General features: G+C 60.1%; 14 protein-coding genes. 7 read left to right on the top strand and 7 right to left on the bottom strand.

All coding sequences use genetic code 11. The features are described from left to right. Positions 1-132 precede the first annotated feature (132 nt). The 3 genes from FHT29_RS01050 to FHT29_RS01040 form a co-directional block, all read right to left on the bottom strand. Positions 133-888 (bottom strand): hypothetical protein, encoded by a 756-nt coding sequence (locus FHT29_RS01050; protein WP_037196338.1) that lies wholly within the window; start codon positions 886-888, stop codon positions 133-135. Between the two features lie 376 nt (positions 889-1,264). Further along, positions 1,265-3,568 carry an EAL domain-containing protein gene (locus tag FHT29_RS01045; RefSeq protein ID WP_047555306.1) on the bottom strand — a complete coding sequence of 768 codons (2,304 nt, stop codon included), beginning with the start codon at positions 3,566-3,568 and terminating at the stop codon, positions 1,265-1,267. A gap of 228 nt (positions 3,569-3,796) precedes the next feature. Further along, entirely contained in the window at positions 3,797-4,903 is a 1,107-nt protein-coding gene (locus FHT29_RS01040; protein WP_037196336.1) for a TRAP transporter substrate-binding protein, read from the bottom strand. Between the two features lie 292 nt (positions 4,904-5,195). Here FHT29_RS01040 and FHT29_RS01035 point away from each other — a divergent pair, with 292 nt between their 5' ends. Continuing rightward, positions 5,196-5,984 (top strand): gamma-glutamyl-gamma-aminobutyrate hydrolase family protein, encoded by a 789-nt coding sequence (locus FHT29_RS01035; RefSeq protein WP_047555305.1) that lies wholly within the window; start codon positions 5,196-5,198, stop codon positions 5,982-5,984. On the opposite strand, the gene FHT29_RS01030 is transcribed toward FHT29_RS01035, so the two are convergent. The 3 genes from FHT29_RS01030 to FHT29_RS01020 all read right to left on the bottom strand — a co-directional run bounded on the left by FHT29_RS01030 (position 5,985) and on the right by FHT29_RS01020 (position 8,636). Beyond that, entirely contained in the window at positions 5,985-6,953 is a 969-nt protein-coding gene (locus FHT29_RS01030) for a 2-hydroxyacid dehydrogenase (RefSeq protein ID WP_047555304.1), read from the bottom strand. It abuts the gene before it with no gap. Between the two features lie 29 nt (positions 6,954-6,982). Next, positions 6,983-8,005: a LacI family DNA-binding transcriptional regulator gene (locus tag FHT29_RS01025; RefSeq protein WP_037196333.1), complete on the bottom strand. Its 1,023-nt coding sequence runs from the start codon at positions 8,003-8,005 to the stop codon at positions 6,983-6,985. A gap of 118 nt (positions 8,006-8,123) precedes the next feature. Beyond that, the gene (locus FHT29_RS01020) at positions 8,124-8,636 is read right to left on the bottom strand and encodes a MarR family winged helix-turn-helix transcriptional regulator (protein ID WP_037196332.1); all 513 of its coding nucleotides are present in this window, start codon (positions 8,634-8,636) and stop codon (positions 8,124-8,126) included. 86 nt (positions 8,637-8,722) lie between these two features. On the opposite strand from FHT29_RS01020, the gene FHT29_RS01015 reads away from it, so the two are divergent. The 6 genes from FHT29_RS01015 (at position 8,723) to FHT29_RS00990 (ending at position 16,052) form a co-directional block, all read left to right on the top strand. Then, the gene (locus FHT29_RS01015) at positions 8,723-9,514 is read left to right on the top strand and encodes a creatininase family protein (RefSeq protein WP_047555303.1); all 792 of its coding nucleotides are present in this window, start codon (positions 8,723-8,725) and stop codon (positions 9,512-9,514) included. Between the two features lie 141 nt (positions 9,515-9,655). Then, positions 9,656-10,753 carry a GTP-binding protein gene (locus FHT29_RS01010; RefSeq protein WP_047555302.1) on the top strand — a complete coding sequence of 366 codons (1,098 nt, stop codon included), beginning with the start codon at positions 9,656-9,658 and terminating at the stop codon, positions 10,751-10,753. Further along, positions 10,753-11,742, top strand: coding sequence for a WD40 repeat domain-containing protein (locus FHT29_RS01005; RefSeq protein ID WP_168599012.1), 990 nt, complete (start codon positions 10,753-10,755; stop codon positions 11,740-11,742). Before FHT29_RS01010 ends, FHT29_RS01005 begins: the two co-directional genes overlap by 1 nt. 16 nt (positions 11,743-11,758) lie before the next feature. Further along, positions 11,759-12,574: a serine O-acetyltransferase gene (gene cysE / locus FHT29_RS01000; RefSeq protein ID WP_168599011.1), complete on the top strand. Its 816-nt coding sequence runs from the start codon at positions 11,759-11,761 to the stop codon at positions 12,572-12,574. A 443-nt stretch (positions 12,575-13,017) separates the two neighbouring features. Beyond that, positions 13,018-14,649, top strand: coding sequence for an alkaline phosphatase family protein (locus FHT29_RS00995; RefSeq protein WP_168599010.1), 1,632 nt, complete (start codon positions 13,018-13,020; stop codon positions 14,647-14,649). A 20-nt stretch (positions 14,650-14,669) separates the two neighbouring features. After that, on the top strand, positions 14,670-16,052 hold the full coding sequence (locus FHT29_RS00990) for a cytochrome c peroxidase (protein ID WP_047555440.1): 1,383 nt from the start codon (positions 14,670-14,672) through the stop codon (positions 16,050-16,052). Here FHT29_RS00990 and FHT29_RS00985 read toward each other — a convergent pair. Continuing rightward, positions 16,049-17,212, bottom strand: coding sequence for a GGDEF domain-containing protein (locus FHT29_RS00985; protein ID WP_168599009.1), 1,164 nt, complete (start codon positions 17,210-17,212; stop codon positions 16,049-16,051). The genes FHT29_RS00990 and FHT29_RS00985 overlap by 4 nt on opposite strands. Between the last annotated feature and the right edge of the window lie 105 nt (positions 17,213-17,317).

The raw sequence follows: 17,317 nt of genomic DNA, 5'->3' as shown, positions 1-17,317 counted from the left end.
CGGGCGGTTGGAGTTCGTCCTCAAAAGCCACGGCATCTGGTAAGGAGATGCCGCAGCCGAATTTCCTCTACCGAGGGGTTACACAAAGCGACGAAAAATGCAATGCACGAGAAGGTCGCATCAGTGCGCAGGCTAGCCGAATTGCCCGCGAATATCACGCCGGACGCCGCTTGCCAGTCTCGCGGTCGGCAGAATGGTCAAGGGAGGCGAGCCGGTATCCTCGCCGCGGGAAAACATCATGCGCCGCTCGCAGGGCTCGGAATCGAAGAACGGATATCGCTGCATCAGCTTGCCGCGGATCTCCTTTGATCGAGATGCCAGAAGCGTCAATTCGAAACCATAGGTCTTGGTCATGCGGGGCGGAACGACCGTATCGGCGTAGAACACACGCTTGTAAAAGGCCGCATGCGCCGGACGAATATGCTGCATCACCCTGTCGGTGTCGAAATAGATGGCACCCACGATCGCCGGTCTCAGCGTCAGATAGGGCAAGGCCGGCAATTCCAGCTCGAAATCGGGGTCGACGGCAAAGCGTGCCGGGTCGATCAACGTCATGCCGGCATCGAGGAAGGCATGAATTTCGTCCGGGAAAATGCCGGTTGACTGGCACACGCGATGATCCGGCGTGACATGGTGTATCCGCACCGTGCTCACCAGCTCCTCGTAATAGTAGACGCCGAAGATATAGGCATGGTCGTCGAAGTCTATGTCGTCGATCAGGTTCTTGGCCGCCACGGGCAAGACTGCGTGCGCCTTATAGGCCTTGTAACGCAGCCGCGCGACATCCTCCATGTCCTCGCTGCTTTCAATTCGGCGGTATTCTACGTGATCGAGCACCTCCATCAGCTTGCCGGCAAAGCCGCTTTCTTTAATACTCACATGAGTCATGGTTAATGTTCCGTTATGATTAACGGAACATTATTGGTATTAAGAGAAAAATTGATCAATGTTTGTTTCAAATTTTCATTAACTATTCGTTCATAAAGGTTAATTTTTCAACGAATACCGGTATAGATTCGAATATGATCAGGTTCTGAATATTGCATTACTGCTATTCATGAAGGTGCGCATGCGGCCACCGGAACCATCCTATGAAGGCACAGGCCTGATATTCGTGGAGGCAGTCAGGTGACTGTCAGCTCTGGTCTGATGTGGAAAGAACGACGTGAATGGCATGCACCGGCGGGGCGGTGAGACACGGTCGTTACTATGCGCCTTTCAGGGCAGGTGCTTCAGCGACGCGGTCTGAAAAGCTTCGACCGCCTCACGCGACATTGTCCTGCCGCAGGGCCGGCTGCCGGCGGCTGAGGCTGTCGACCATCTCGGCGACTTGTTCGCGCGACACGGGAACAGAGAACACATAACCCTGGATGATGTCAGCCAGGTTCTTCTCAACGACTAGCGCCAGTTGCTCGAGCGTCTCCACACCCTCGATCACGATGTGGAGGCTGAGGGCGCGGGAGAGATCGACGATGCCGCACAGCAGCTTGAAACGACGGCTGTCGGTCGTGATGTCGCGGACGAAGGAGCGATCGATCTTGACGACATCCACGGGCAGCGAATCGAGATAGCTAAGGCTGGAGAAGCCCGTTCCGAAATCATCGATGGCGACCGTGATGCCTCTGGCACGCAGATCGGCAAGAATGGACCGGACTGTCGCCACCTCGTCCATCAGGCAGCTTTCCGTGACTTCGAGATGCAACCGTGACGGCTCCAGCCCCGATGCTTCCAGTGCATCCATGACGATATCGACGATGTCGTTGCTGCGCAGATCCTGTGCCGAGAGGTTGACCGACACCGACACTGGCGCTGGCCATGAAACGCAATCCCGACAGGCCTGGTTGATCATGAAGCGGGTGATACCGCCAACGATGCCCATCTCCTCGGCGATCTGCACGAAGATGTTGGGAGGGATGGAGCCCTTCTCCGGATGAATCCATCGCGCCAGGGCTTCGCAGCAATCGATGCGGGAGCCATCCGGCGTGAACATGGGCTGATACACCGCCTGAAGGCGGCCGGCTTCCACCGCCTCGCGCAGATCCTCCTTCAGCTTTTGCCGCTCGACGTAGCGCGCATCCATCTCCTCTTCGAAGGCGGTGCAGCCACCCTTCATCCGCAGCTTGGCATCGAACAGCGCCAGGTCGGCCTTGATCTGCCATTCCTCCGAGCGGAATTCGCGGCTCGACATGGTCACGTAACCGCCGCTGAAGGAAATCCGAAAGCTGTTGCCATCCACATCGTAAGTGCCCGTCACCGCGGCATGCAACGCCTGCACGCAGCTACCCACGTCCGACGCGCCATCCTCATTCGGGAAAAACAGCACGAACTGATCGCCCACCAGACGCGCGGCAAGCGCCGTGGTGCCGGCAAGCTCCTTCAGACGCTCAGCGATGGCGACCAGCAGACGGTCTCCGGTCACATGCCCCTTGGTGTCATTCACATGTTTAAAGTCGTCGACATCGAGAACCAGGATGCCGATCTGGCTTTCTCTGGTGCGAGCGGCAAGCTGCTCCTTGACCAGCTCGACGAAATATTCACGGTTCGGCAAGCCCGTCAGTGGGTCGTAGCGCACCATATGCAGGATCTTGCGCTCCGCCCGGATACGCACTGTCACATCCTCGAAGATCAGGATAACGACACCGTCGGCGCGACGGCTGGCCGCGAACTCCAGAAACTGATCCTCATTGAACTGAATGAGCGTGCGGGAGAGCGAACCGCTGACGAGTTGCGCCATCTGCCGCTGGATCAATCCAGGCAAGGAGCCGTCGATGAATGCATGACGCGCACCATACCGCAGCACGACGTCGAATTCGCAATCCTTCAGCTGCTCCTGATGTGTGAAATTCAGGAGTTCGCATGCCTTGCGATTGACCACGAGGATACGGTTATGGGCATCCAGCATGAACAGGCCATGCGTCATATTATTGAGCGCGGTGTCGAACCGGTCGGCAATCTGCGATATCTCACGCGACGCGATGACATTCTTATAGAGAAACTCGCGCACGCCGTTTGCCATCGCGCGCGTCGTCAACCCGAAGGGAACGAGCATGATGGAAACGATCGCCTTATAGAGCTGTTGCGACATCAGGCAGGCGATGATGATCGGCAGGCAGCATGCCAGGGTCTGGAGGTCGATCGCTTTCTGGGAACCATAGTTGCGGCCGACGATCGACACCATCGACGCCATGGTCACCGCGATGCAGATGAATTCAGCCAGCGGATCCTGCACGATCAGGATGGCATAGCCGCTGCCGATGCCGAGAATGGACGCGGTTGCCGCAGCACCGATCACATAGCGGGTTTCCCAACGAGCGATATCGGCACGCGCGAAGCTGTGCTTGTCGGCGGCATCGAATAACCAGAAGGAGTACATGCGTAACGCAAAGACAGCGGCAAAAGCCAGGCACAGAACGAGATATATATTTGCACGCGTACTCAGGAAAACGACGACGTATGTCAGGATGTGAACGAACACCCCCGTAAACAGCGTTTTACGGTTTCCGAAAAGCGAACTGACGAACGACAGATAGACATCTGTCGGTACGGTGTCCGGGCTTGGAGGCTTCATTCAGAGTTCCCCTGATGCGGCGGACACCCTAGGTGAAACGTTTTAAAATTTGATTGCCCAAATAGGATGCATCCGGGCGAATTTACCAATCATGCCGGTAACTTACGCTGATTTAAAGTTGCACACCACATCGTATTCGCGCATTCACCTAACGATTACTCTACCCGCGATATATGTTTCAAGTCACTCATGAAAAGCAGAGTATTACCGAGGCTTAAACAACGTCGATCAAAGTTTGCCCGCCCGCTGCTGGATCATCATGAACGTATCGAAAGTATATTCCGAGAGCTGCATCCAAAGATAGGCATCCTTTTTATAGGCTACCTGATCCTCATAGATACGTTTGAAGTAGGCGTTCGACTTTGAAAGATCGGCGTACAATCCGCTGGCCGCCTGAAAACAAGCTTCCATGATCTCCTGGCTGAAAGGACGAAGCGTCACGCCCTGCTGCACGATATCCTTCAGCGCGTGGGGGTTCTTGACATCATATTTCGCCAGCATGTTGGTGTTGGCGAAGGCACAGGCATCGGCCAGGATCGCCTGATAGTTTTTCGGAAGCGCGCCCCATTTTTCCAGATTGAAGAAGGCGTGCACGACAGCACCGCCCTCCCACCATCCGGGATAATAGTAGTATTTGGCGATCTTCTGCAGCCCGAGCTTCAGGTCGTCGTAGGGGCCGACCCATTCGGCGGCATCGACCGTGCCCTTGTCCAGCGCGTCGTAAACGCCACTGACGGCAATGTCCTGTTGCGGTATCACGCCGATCTTCTCGATCACCTTACCCGCAAGGCCCGCGATGCGCATCTTCAAGCCCTTTAGATCATCCAGCGTATTGATTTCCTTGCGGAACCAGCCGCCCATCTGCGCCCCGGTATTACCGGCCGGGAGGCCCATTATGCCTTGCGTGGCATAGAACTCGTTCATCAGTTTGTTGCCGTCGCCCTGGTAGAACCACGCATTGGTAAGCCGGGCATTCAGGCCGAAGGGAATGGCCGTGCCAATGGCGTAGGTCGGGTCCTTGTTCCAGAAATAATAGGAACAGGTGTGCGCGGCATCGACCGTGCCGGCGCTCACCGCATCGGCAGCCTGCGCGCCAGGCACGATTTCGCCGGCTTCATAGGTCTGGATGACGAAATTGCCGTTTGTCGCGTCGGAAACATGCGCGGCGATATCCTCGGCACCGCCGTAGATCGTATCCAGGCTCTTCGGAAAGGACGATGTCATCTTCCAGGTGATCTTGGGATATTCCTGGGCCAGGGCCGGGCTCGCAAGCGCGGAGGCGGCAGCACCCGCGCCAACTGCTCCTGCCCGCCTGATGAAGGAACGGCGATCCATTGAAATCTCCCATACGGACGGCATTGCTGGGGAACGACGTTCCCGGTCATGGCGCAAGGCATGGAACTAACCACGCCGCACACGGTCTTTCAAGTTTGCTTTCGCATCGCATTATGGCGATTCCTGTACATCCTCATGACGAACGGAAACAAAGCCTTATCGAAACCGCTCCGCGTTGCCGGCCGCGCGCTCTTCGCGTAGATTTGCAGCCGGGATAATCCGCCCTCGGATTGACATCATGATCATTCAGGGGTCTCAACGAATAATCGTTTCGCATCTTCCGGAGCCTTGAATGTCCAGACCGATCATCGCCATTCCCGCAGACATCCGCGAGTTCGACGGCGCGACCTGGCATGCGGTGCAGCAACAATACGTCCAGGCCACCGTCAAGGCTGCGGGGCTGATGGCGCTGATCGTCCCGGCGCTGGAAGCAGAGAATGATGCGGACGCCATTCTGGACCGCGTCGACGGACTGCTCGTCTCCGGCTCTGCCAGCAACGTTCATCCATCGCTCTATGGCAAAGAGGCTCTTGAGAGCGACGGTCCTTTCGATCCGGCACGCGATGCGACATCTTTGCCGCTCATCCGCCGAGCCATCGATCGCGCCATTCCCATGCTTGCCATCTGCCGCGGCATTCAGGAACTGAACGTCGCCCTCGGCGGCACGCTTGCAAGCGAGATCCACGAACAGCCGGGCATCTGGGACCATCGCAAGCCGCAGAATGTCGATCGCGATACGATGTATTCCATCCGCCAGAGCGTTTTCGTCAAGGAAGGCTCCTGCATCGCCCGCGTCGTCGGCCCGGGCGAAGTGCGGGTCAACTCGCTGCATCGCCAGGCGATTGCCGATACGGCCCCGAGACTGCAGGTAGAGGCTCTGGCCGAAGACGGCACGATCGAAGCCGTCTCCGTCATCGGCGCGAAGGCCTTTGCCGTCGGCGTGCAATGGCATCCGGAATATTGGGCGGAAACGGACTCGCCGTCACGCAAGCTCTTTGTGGCATTCGGCGACGCCGTGCGCGACTATGCTGCGAGCAAGGAGCGGCTCGTCGCCGCTTCTCATCAGCAAAAAGCCGTTTGATCAGCCGCGCGGCTTGACCGGAGTTTCCGGCACCGGCGTCAGCGGCTTGCCCTTTTCGAACCACTCGATGATGTTGTCGGCGACGAGATCGGCCATAGCGTCGCGTGTTGGCACAGAGGCGGAAGCCACATGCGGCAATAGCGAAACGTTCGGCAGCGTGAGATAGCCGGCCGGAACGTTAGGCTCGTCGTAAAACACGTCGAGGCCGGCGGCGCCGAGCGTTCCGTTGCAGAGTGCCGCGATCAGGGCGTCGTCGTCGACGGACCAACCGCGACCGACATTGATGAACACGCCTCGCGGTCCAAGCGCCGAAAGGATCTCGGCATTGATCACCTTATGCGTTTCCGGCGTCTTGGGCACGATGGAGATCAGCGTATCCACCGATTGAGCCATCTCCTTCAGGGTCGGATAGTAGTCGTAGGGCAACGAGTCGCGCGGCGAGCGCGTGTGATAGCCGATCTTCACCTTGAACGGCTCAAGCCTTCTCGCGATCTCCAGGCCGATGCGGCCGAGACCGTAAATGCCGACTCGGCGTCCCTTCATCGAGAAGGGCGAGAGCGGAAAGGCACCATCCTTCACCCAGCGCCCATCGCGCAGCCAGCTTTCCGCTTTCGGAAATTGCCGCAGCGTGTTCAGCAGAAGAGCGATCGCCGTGTCGGCAACTTCATCGTTCAGGACATCGGGCGTGTTGGTGACGACGATCCCCTTCGAGGCGGCATGCTTGACGTCGATGCCGTCATAACCGACGCCGAAATTGGCGATGACTTCGAGATGCGGAAAGGCATCGATCCAGGCGGCATTCACGCCACCGGCGACCGCAATGCCGCGCACACGCGCCGCGACGTCCGCATCGACCTGAGGCCCATCGGTGCGATCGACGGAGACGACCTCGAATTGCTTCCCAAGCCTTTCAAGAACACGCGGGTGTATCTTCCCCGGAACGAGGACGGTAGTGCGATTATCGGACATGGATCTTCCTCTTGAGAAACGGTTCGGCGCTACTGGCGAGCTTTGTAGGGCGTCGTCGACTGGCGGATGCGCATTTCCGGCTTGATAAGATGAATACCATCCGGCTCATGGCTTCCCGCTAACCTATCCAAAAGTGCTCGGGCTGCAAGCCTTCCGACCTCGGCCTGGCCGTTCCACACGGTGGTCAGCGCAGGCGTTGCGATCGCCGCCTCCTCCAGGTCGTCATAGCCGGTGACCGAGATGTCCCGTCCCGGCACGAGACCCGCGCGGGAAATGCCGTTCATGAGGCCGATGGCGACCAGATCGTTCCAGCAGACCGCCGCGGTCGGCTTCTGCGGCAGCGACAGGAAATGCACGGCTGCCTCGAAACCGCCCTGCTTGGAGCGCGCGCCGGGAATGCGCAGATCGGGATCGACTTCGATGCCCGCCTTGCGCAGCGCATTGACATAGCCCTGATAACGGTCGCGCCCGGTCGAGGTCTGGTCCGTGCCGCCGATCATGGCGATGGTGCGATGGCCGAGGCTGATCAGGTGGTTGGTCGCAAGCGAAATTCCGTAGCTGTCGTCGCCGCGAAAGGTCGGCAGATCCAGCGCCTCGATCTGGCGCGCCACAAGGATGGCCGGCATGCCGTTTTCTTCCGCCAGCTCGAAATCTTCGGGCGGCGTTCCAATCGCCGGCGACATGATGACACCGTCGCCGCCGAGTTGCAGCAGCGTCTCGATGAAGGTCCGCTGCTTCTCGACCGAATCATAATGGTTGGAAAGGATGAAGGTGTGGCGGCTGCGGTCGAGCTCGCTTTCGATCGCCTTGAGGATTTCCCCGTAAAAGGGGTTCATGATGTCGTGAACGACGACGCCGATGATCCCGGACCGCGATGTCCTGAGACTGGCCGCGCGACGGTTGTAGATATAACCCAGCGCGCGAGCCTGATCCTTGATCTTTTCGCGCGTGTTGGTCGCGACCAGCGGACTGTCGCGTAAGGCTAAGGATACCGTTGCTGTTGAAATGCCAAGCGTTTCCGCAATCGTCGAAAGCTTTATCTTTTGCGCCACGCGCACCCTCCCCGTGAAACGCAGCCATATTCACATTCCGTCGTTTAGCGATTCCGGAATTTAAAATATTTAATTAAAAGGTTTAATCACGTCGTGCAACTTGAATTCTCGGGGATTCTCAAAATTCGTCTTCGTCCTCGTCGTCATCCCCGGCCTGGAGATTGCTTTCGATCGCCTTGAGCAGGCGCACGAGCGAGCGGATGTCCTTCTCGGAGAAGCCGCGTGTAGCGAGTTCGTCACAACTGGCCGCCGAGCTTTCGATCTCGCTGACGCTGTTGCGCCCCGTTTCGGTAAGATAGACCTTGGTCAATCGGGCATCCTCGGCATCCGGCCGCCGCTCGACGAAGCCCTGCGCCTCCATGCGGCCGATCGTACGCGTCATCGTCGGCGCCTTGACGCCGAGCTTCTGCGCCAGCGATCCGGCGGGTAAGCCATCGCTTGCAGCGAGCGCGAGAATGACGCCATCCTGCCCGGCATAAAGACCGCTCGCCGTAAGGCTCCGCGTTATCACCGTACGCATCGACCGCGCCGCCTGCGTCAATGCTGGCGACAGATCGGCAAGCGTGTAGTCGCGGTGATCCTTCTTTTTACCTGACTTACTTTTCTTCCCGACCTTGTTCTTCTTACCCATCGTGATTCCGTTGACCTTTTCGCCGATGCGCCATCACGCTATGACATTGCGCAGGTTATTGACATAAACAAGAGGCACACCCTCAGATGGCGCATCCTTTGCCATGTTTCGACGACAATGATGGGACATTGACGCCGCGGGAGCGGGCAAACTGGATCGCCGTGCTGCCGCTTGGCGCCTATGAGCAACACGGCCCGCATCTGCCCTTCGAGACCGACACGTTGATCGCCGAAGGCATCGTCTCGCGTCTGAAGGTCGCCCTGCCCGCCAATTTACCCGTCACCTTCCTGGCCGTCGAGCCTGTCGGCTACTCCGTCGAGCATATGGACGTCGCCGGTTCGAAGACCCTGGCCTTCGACGAAGCCATCTGCCGCTGGCTCGGCATCGCCGAGCGGATGAGCGGGCTCGGCATCCGCAAACTCGTCATGCTCAATGCCCACGGCGGAAACTCACCGCTCATGACCATCGTCGCGACGGAAGCGCGCGTGCGCTTCGCCATGCTGGCGGTGGCAACCAGCTGGACCCGCTTCGGCATTCCGGACGGACTGATCGCGCCTGATGACAAGGCCATCGACATTCACGGCGGCGATATCGAGACTTCTGTCATGCTTGCCCTGCATCCTGAAAAAGTCGATATGTCGAAGGCTGCGGATTTCCCATCCCTGCAGTCCGACTATATGCAGCGCTTCAAGCACTTGCGAGCCTATGGGCCGCATGCATTCGGCTGGAAGATGTCCGATCTGAGCACTCAGGGTGTCACCGGCAATGCTGGCGCCGCCACAGCGGAAAAAGGCGAAAGGCTGATTGCGCATGCGGTGCAAGGGCTTGTCGAACTGCTTGAGGATGTCGACAGCTTCGATGTGACGACGCTGACCTGACCACGCGGCCCAATCTCCTGATCCCAAACCTAATGTGATCTTATAACATACAAAAGCCTTTGAACTGACGTTGCCAACTCCTTATATGGAACCCGATCAATGTCCGCTCCCCGGGGCAACCTTCCATATTTCGAGGCTCCCATGACCGAAACAGCCACGCAAAAGCCCATTCCCGTTACCGTTCTCACCGGCTATCTCGGCGCCGGCAAGACGACGCTGCTCAATCGCATCCTCTCCGAAAACCACGGCAAGAAATACGCCGTCATCGTCAACGAGTTCGGCGAGATCGGCATCGACAACGACCTCATCGTCGAGTCGGATGAAGAAATCTACGAGATGAACAATGGCTGCGTCTGCTGCACGGTGCGCGGCGACCTCATCCGCGTCGTCGAGGGCCTGATGCGCCGCCCTGGCCGCTTTGACGGCATCATCGTCGAAACGACGGGCCTTGCCGATCCGGTTCCCGTCGCCCAGACCTTTTTCATGGACGACGACGTCCGCGCCAAGACCGAACTCGACGCCGTCGTTGCGCTTGTCGACGCCAAGCACCTGCCGCTGCGCTTGAAGGACAGCCGCGAGGCCGAAGACCAGATCGCTTTTGCTGACGTTGTCGTCATCAACAAGTCCGATCTCGTATCGCCGGCCGAGTTGGCCCAGATCGAGGACATCGTCCGCGCGATCAACCCGGCCGCCCGCGTCTACAAGACGACCCGCTCCGGCGTCGACCTCGCCCGCGTGCTGAACCAGGGTGCCTTCAATCTGGAACGGGCTCTCGAAAACGACCCGCATTTCCTCGAGCACGGCCATGACGACCATGTCTGCGGCCCGGATTGCGATCATGACCATCACGACCATGATCACCACCATCATGGCCACGACCATCACCACCATGATCATGACCACGACCACCATAGCCACGCCCCTTCGCCCATCCACGACGTGACCGTGCAATCGGTGTCGCTGCGCGGCGGCGAGATGAATGCGGAGCGCTTCTTCCCCTGGATCCAGAAGATCACGCAGACTCAGGGGCCGAACATCCTGCGCCTCAAAGGCATCATCGCCTTCAAGAACGATCCGGAGCGCTATGTCGTCCAAGGCGTGCACATGATCATCGAGGGCGACCATCAGCGTGCCTGGAAGGATGGCGAAAAGCATGAGAGCCGCCTGGTCTTCATCGGCCGCGAACTCGACCGCGAAAAGCTGGAAGCAAGCTTCAAGGCTTGCGAGGCGTCTGCCTGATGCCGACTGTCGCTCCGCTTGATATCGACGGCCACGTTCTGGCCGTCGAATTTTTGGGGGACACCCCCTTCTTCGCCAGCGCCGCCGGCGCAATCCATCGCCTGGAAGGTGGAGACAAGGTCACCGAGGCACATCGGGGCATGCTGACCTGCATTCGCGACCCCCATAGCGACAGCCTGATTTCCGGTGGCGAGGACGGTAAAGTCCTGCGGATTGCGGCCGATGGCAGTGTGACGGTTCTGGCCGAGGTCCCGCGCAAATGGATCGGGCAGATTGCCGCCGGTCCGCAGGGTGCGGTGGCCTACTCCTATGGAAAGAGCACCTTCGTGCGGCTGTCCGACGGCACGACGAAGGAGTTTCCGGAAGAACGCACGGTCGAGGGCATCGCCTTCGCTCCCAAGGGCTTGCGCATCGCCGTCGCCCGCTACAACGGCGTGTCGCTTCACTGGGTCGGCATGAGCGCGCAGCCGGTCAATCTGGAATGGAAGGGCGCCCATACCGGCGTCACTTTCTCGCCGGACGGCCAGTTCATCGTGACAACCATGCAGGAAAACGCCCTGCATGGCTGGAAGCTGGATGTCAAGCCAGGCGCCGAAGCCAGGCACATGCGCATGACGGGCTATCCCGCCAAGGTGAAATCCCTGTCCTGGTCCAACAAGGGCAAATGGCTCGCCTCTTCCGGCGCGCCGGCGGCGATCGTCTGGCCCTTCCAGGGCAAGGACGGACCGATGGGCAAGGCGCCGCTCGAGCTCGGCACCCGCGCCAACATCATGGCGACCTCGGTGAAATTCCACGCCGCCGAGGATATTCTCGCCATCGGCTTCATCGACGGCATGATCCTGGCGGTCCGTCTTGGCGACGCCAAGGAAGCGCTCTTGCGCCGGCCGGGCAAGGGTGCGATCACATCGATGAGCTGGAGCAAATCCGGCAAGCTGCTCGCCTTTGCCTCCGAGGCCGGCGATTGCGGCGTCGTAGACGTTTCCGGTTGAACAGAAAGACAGGATCATGCCTCAGTCGGGAACGGCAATTGCCGGAAATGCCCCTGCCCCAGCCGAAAACGTCTGGGATGTGATCCGCCGCGAGGCCGCCGATCTCGCTGAGCGCGAGCCGACGCTCGCCCCGCTGCTGCGAGCGCAGATCCTGGCCAGCCGCTCGGATGCAGACAGCCTTGCCAATGTGCTCGCCGCACGGCTTTGCGTCGTCCGGATCGAGCACGACGATCTGCTTTCGCTGCTGTCCGGCGTGCTGGCGCGGCATGTCGCAATTCTGCAAGCGACGGAGGCCGATCTCGTCGCCGTGCGCACCCGCGATCCCGCCTGCACGACCTATCTGCATGCGCTTTTGAATTTGAAGGGCTTTCACGCCCTGCAGACCCACCGCATCGCCCATGCGCTCTGGACCGAAGGCCGCACCGAAATCGCCAGCTGGCTTTCCAACCTCGTCTCGCTCGTCTTCGGCCCGGATATTCATCCGGCGGCCAGGATCGGTTCTTCCATCATGCTCGATCATGGCTCCGGCATCGTCATCGGCGAGACAGCCGTGATCGAGGATGAGGTTTCCATCCTGCAGAACGTCACGCTTGGCGGCACCGGCAAGGAAAGCGGAGACCGGCATCCGAAGATCCGCCACGGCGTGATGATCGGCGCCGGCGCCAAGATCCTCGGCAACATCGAAGTCGGTGCCTTCAGCAAGGTGGCGGCGGGCAGCGTGGTGGTGAAGCCCGTCCCACCCCACTGCACCGTTGCCGGCGTCCCGGCCACGGTGGTGCGCATCCACCCAGCCGACGAGATCCCGGCGGAAACGATGGATCAGAATATCTAATTCTAGTTTCCGAGCCATCGTGGCCACCCCTCCTTCGAGGCTCCGCCCCCTTCGACAGGCTCAGGGGCTGCGCACATCGGGATAAGGCGGGGTGAGTTCGGAGCCACGACAAACGATTGAGCCTTCTTTGCCGCCAAGTGGGGAAGAACTAGCCCTCATGGTGAGGAGGCCCACGGGGCCGTCTTGACCCCCGAGGGCGGGTGATCAGCTGCCTCCCCCGCCCGTGACATAAGGTAGCATCGCCAGCGCCGTTATGTCTCGCCAGCATACAAACCTCTCCGTCATCTCAGCAAAATCAGCCGCCCAGCCGCACCCCTCACGCGCGCAATCCTCCTCCCCTTCATGGAACTGTCATACTCCGTTGATAGCTCGAAAGAGTTCTCTATGCCCGGCGCGGCGCAACAAGCGCCGGAGCAATGCCCCCACTCGAAGAGGATATGACGATGACCAGTCTTTCGCGTCGCGCCGCCCTTGCAGCCGGCAGCGCGCTTACCCTTATTTCGCTCTGTTCCACCGCCGGCGCCGCCGATATGGCGCCCGCGCCGAATACCGCAACGCCGATCAAGCACCTGGTGGTTATTTTCCAGGAAAACGTCTCTTTCGACCATTACTTCGCGACCTACCCCAAGGCCGCCAACATCGCCGGCGAGCCGGAATTCAAGGCCGCCGACAACACGCCGACCGACATCAACACGCTGGCAAATGCGGGCCTGCTGGACAACAATCCGAACAAGACCAACACGGCGAACGGCGCCGACGCCGCAGCCCCCTTCCGCCTCGATCGCACGCAGGCGGCCACCCAGTCCCAGAACCACGGCTATACTGCCGAGCAGGCCGCCTATAACAATTTCGCCATGGACCTCTTTCCGGCCAATACCGGCAGGGGCACCAAGGGTGCGGCCGGCGCCTTCGGCACGAAGGGCCAGGTCATGGGCTATTATGACGGCAACACCGTCACCGCCCTCTGGAACTACGCTCAGCATTACGCACTGAACGACAATTCCTTCTCTACCAACTTTGGCCCCTCGACCCCCGGCGCCCTGAACCTCATCTCCGGCCAGACCAATGGTGCCATCCTGCCGCCCGGCTACACGTTGGAAAGCGACGGCACCTATTCGAAGGGGCGCATCGTGCCCGATGGCAGCGGCGGCTGGACCGCGATCAGCGATTTCGACCCGACAGGCGACGTCTGCTCGACCGGCCAGACGGCCCTGATGTATGGCAAGAACATCGGCGACATGCTGAACGAGCACAAGATCACCTGGGGCTTCTTCGAAGGCGGCTTCGACCTGACGTTGACCAACCCCGACGGCACGACCGGCTGCAAGCGTGCGACCACCTCGACCGTCACCAAGGTCAACTACACGGATTACATCCCGCATCACCAGCCGTTCCAGTACTACGCCTCGACCGCCAATCCGACGCATGCGCGCCCGTCCTCCGTGGCCGCGATCGGCACCACGGACGCCGCCAACCATCAGTACGACACAACCGACTTCTATGCGGCGCTGAAGAACGGCAACATGCCGGCCGTCAGCTTCCTGAAGGCGCCTGCCTATCAGGACGGCCATGCCGGCTATTCCGACCCGCTCGACGAGCAGGAATTCGTGACCCAGCTGGTCAACACCGTCCAGGACTCGCCGGACTGGAAGGACACCGCCATCATCATCCTCTACGACGACTCCGATGGCTGGTATGATCACGCCCATGCAGTCGTCAATCCGTCCAAACTCGGCGTCAAGGGTTATGACGTGCTGACAGGTGGCGACAGCTGTTCGACCGGCACGCCGCTGCCCGGTGTGAGCGGACAGCCGGCCCAGGGCCGTTGCGGCTACGGCACGCGTCAGCCGCTGCTGGTCATCTCGCCCTACTCCAAGGTCAACTTCGTCGATCACACGCTGACCGACCAGACCTCGGTCATGCGTTTCATCGAGGATAACTGGATGGGCGGCGCCCGCCTTGGCGGCGGCTCATTCGATGCCATCTCCGGCTCGCTGAAGGCCATGTTCGACTGGTCCAAGGGCGATACGCCGAAGCTGATCCTCGATCCGAAGACCGGCAACCAGGCCTCTTGATGCACAAAGGGGGGACGAAAATGCCCTTGCAGATCGACCGCCGTCTCCTGCCCTTCATCGCACTCGCGGGCCTATCGCTCGCGAGTGCGGCCATTGGCGCGGCAAGCAAGCCGGTCGCCAATGCTGCCGCCACGGACGGCTATGACAGCCCGGCGCCGCTGAGTGCCGTCGCCCAGCTCGGCAAGCAGCTCTTTTTCGATCCGACGCTATCGGGCGGCGGCCAGATGTCCTGCGCCACCTGCCACGATCCCGGCAATCATTATGCGCCCGCCAACGATCGCGCCGTGCAGCTCGGCGGCCCGCATCTCGACCAGCCGGGCATCCGCGCCGTGCCGAGCCTCGCTTACAAGATGTCGACGCCTTCCTTCTCGGTCGGGGCGGAAAGCGCTGCCGACGAGGCTGCCGAAGCCGCGCCGATGACCGAAGCTTCAGGCGTGGCACTCGCCAACGCGCCGGCGGCCATAGCCGGGCCGCTGACGGCGCAAGCCGTCGTCAAGGCCGATTCGACCGCTCCGGATCTAGTGCCGCAAGGCGGAATGTTCTGGGATGGACGCGTGGATTCGCTGGAAGAGCAGGCTTTGCAGCCGATGATCTCACCGTTCGAAATGGCGAATGTGGATGCGGCCACCGTCTATGCGAAGCTGAAGAAAGGCTACGGCAAGGACATCTCCGCACTCTTCGGCAAGAATATCCTCGACGATCAGGACATGACGATCGCCGAAATCGGCTTCGCCCTTGCCCGCTACCAGATCGAGGAGCCGTCCTTCCATCCCTATACGAGCAAATATGATTATTACCTTCGCGGCAAGGCGGTGCTCACGGATGCGGAAGCACGGGGATTGAAGCTGTTCGACGATCCGAACAAGGGCAATTGCGCCTCGTGTCACCTCGACAAGATGACCGGCGACGGACAGATGCCGAACTTCACGGATTTCGAATTCGAAGCCCTGGGAGCGCCGCGCAATCCGGCCATTCCGGCCAATGCCGATCCGAACTACGACGATACCGGCATTTGTGGCCCGCTGCGCAATGACACCTATTCCGCCCAGCCGCAGAATTGCGGGCTGTTCAAGACGCCGACATTGCGCAACGTCGCCGCTCGCCACGTCTTCTTCCACAATGGCGTCTATCGCACGCTCGAGGACGTGACGCGCTTCTACGTCAAGCGCGACACCAATCCTGGGAAGATCTATCCGAAGGATGCCGGTGGCAAGGTGATGAAATACAACGATCTGCCTGAGCAGTACCGGGCCAATATCGACGTCATCGACGCGCCGATGAACCGCAAGCTCGGCGACGCACCGGCGCTCAACGACGTCGAGATCGCCGATGTCGTCGCATTCCTGAAGACGCTGACGGACGGTTACGACCCTGCGAAGGAAAGTGTGAAGGCGGCGAATTAAGCCGCTTTTTCAACGGCTTCTTTGGGCTGGGTCTGAAACTCGACGCGATCCCGCCCGTTGCGCTTGGCGCGATAAACGGCTTCGTCAGCTCGTTCCAGGAGCCGTTCGAGGCTGTTGCGGCCCTCGGCAATACCGATCGACAAAGTCGGCGAGACCTGTAGGTCGCTTTCCCGCGACATGGCATCGGCGAAGGCTGCACGAATGCGTTGCGCCAGTCGCACCGCCTCGTCCGCCGCGGTGTATTCGACGACGAGCACGAATTCATCCCCGCCCTGACGTGCCACGATGCCTCGGACGCCAAGCTGCGATTTCGCCACCTGCACGAAGAGACTGAGGATGCGATCCCCCACCGCATGGCCATGGCTGTCGTTGAGCGTTTTGAAATGATCGATGTCGATCAGGAACACGGCAACGGGCAGCCTTCCGGCCAGCCGCGTATAGGCGCTGGCAAGACCGCTGCGGTTCATCGCGCCGGTCAGCGGATCGTGATGGGCAAGCTCGATCAGCTTGTTACGGTTGCGCTCGGAAGCCATCAGAACAATGGTGATGCCGCGCAGGCAGATGAAAACCGCGGCCGTCAGCGCCAGCCACTGATCGCCGCTGGGTTTGTCGAACAGGCCGTCGCCACCCAGCCGGCCCAGGAGGGCAAGCGTTGCCCGTCCCGCAAAGATCAACGATGTCGGGGCAAAAAGGCCAACGAGGATCCAGCCGGAAGCCAAAGTCTCGCGCCGGACAAGCCTGTATCCCTCACGCATGATCGCGAGATCGCAGAAACTGAAGATGAAGGAGAGATAGGCGATGCGCGGCAAATAGCTGGCGCCGTCATCGAAAACGAGAAACAAGGGCAATGAGCCGATGGCGATGACGGCAGCATAGCCCCGTAAATCGATGGGTTTTCCGGCAAAGATCTTGATAGCCGCGAGCAAGGCTACGTAACCCGCCAGCGTCAGGCTGTTCGCCACGCCGACCGTTATGAAATCCGGAGCGATATCGCGCAAGGCGACGCCGAGAGAGCCAAGGCCCAACAGCACATTGCTTCCGCCCCACCACAGAGGCCAGCGTTCGAACCGTCCCGTCGCAAACGCGAGAAGCTGCACGCAGCCCAGCACAAGACAAGCGAAACCACAGACAACATAGATCGTCCGCAGATCCAGCACCATGATGACGTCGTCCCTTGTCGACCCTCTGAGAGTTCGAGGATACGACAGGCCGCTTGCGGTTCTCTTAATTCAACATAGCAAATTGAGGCTGTCTCGCTGCGGTTT

Source organism: Rhizobium sp. SG741 (assembly GCF_012275435.1).
GTDB lineage: Bacteria > Pseudomonadota > Alphaproteobacteria > Rhizobiales > Rhizobiaceae > Rhizobium > Rhizobium lusitanum.
The sequence above is the reverse complement of the archived record's forward strand: the minus strand, read 5'-3'. Positions and strand labels throughout refer to the sequence as shown.

Bases quoted from the DNA above. Each gene is read 5' to 3' on its own strand.
- FHT29_RS01050 (WP_037196338.1), bottom strand. From the start codon at position 888: ATGACTCATGTGAGTATTAAAGAAAGCGGCTTTGCCGGCAAGCTGATG.
- FHT29_RS01045 (WP_047555306.1), bottom strand. From the start codon at position 3,568: ATGAAGCCTCCAAGCCCGGACACCGTACCGACAGATGTCTATCTGTCG.
- FHT29_RS01040 (WP_037196336.1), bottom strand. From the start codon at position 4,903: ATGGATCGCCGTTCCTTCATCAGGCGGGCAGGAGCAGTTGGCGCGGGT.
- FHT29_RS01035 (WP_047555305.1), top strand. From the start codon at position 5,196: ATGTCCAGACCGATCATCGCCATTCCCGCAGACATCCGCGAGTTCGAC.
- FHT29_RS01030 (WP_047555304.1), bottom strand. From the start codon at position 6,953: ATGTCCGATAATCGCACTACCGTCCTCGTTCCGGGGAAGATACACCCG.
- FHT29_RS01020 (WP_037196332.1), bottom strand. From the start codon at position 8,636: ATGGGTAAGAAGAACAAGGTCGGGAAGAAAAGTAAGTCAGGTAAAAAG.
- FHT29_RS01015 (WP_047555303.1), top strand. From the start codon at position 8,723: ATGGCGCATCCTTTGCCATGTTTCGACGACAATGATGGGACATTGACG.
- FHT29_RS01010 (WP_047555302.1), top strand. From the start codon at position 9,656: ATGACCGAAACAGCCACGCAAAAGCCCATTCCCGTTACCGTTCTCACC.
- FHT29_RS01005 (WP_168599012.1), top strand. From the start codon at position 10,753: ATGCCGACTGTCGCTCCGCTTGATATCGACGGCCACGTTCTGGCCGTC.
- cysE (WP_168599011.1), top strand. From the start codon at position 11,759: ATGCCTCAGTCGGGAACGGCAATTGCCGGAAATGCCCCTGCCCCAGCC.
- FHT29_RS00995 (WP_168599010.1), top strand. From the start codon at position 13,018: ATGACCAGTCTTTCGCGTCGCGCCGCCCTTGCAGCCGGCAGCGCGCTT.
- FHT29_RS00990 (WP_047555440.1), top strand. From the start codon at position 14,670: ATGCCCTTGCAGATCGACCGCCGTCTCCTGCCCTTCATCGCACTCGCG.
- FHT29_RS00985 (WP_168599009.1), bottom strand. From the start codon at position 17,212: ATGGTGCTGGATCTGCGGACGATCTATGTTGTCTGTGGTTTCGCTTGT.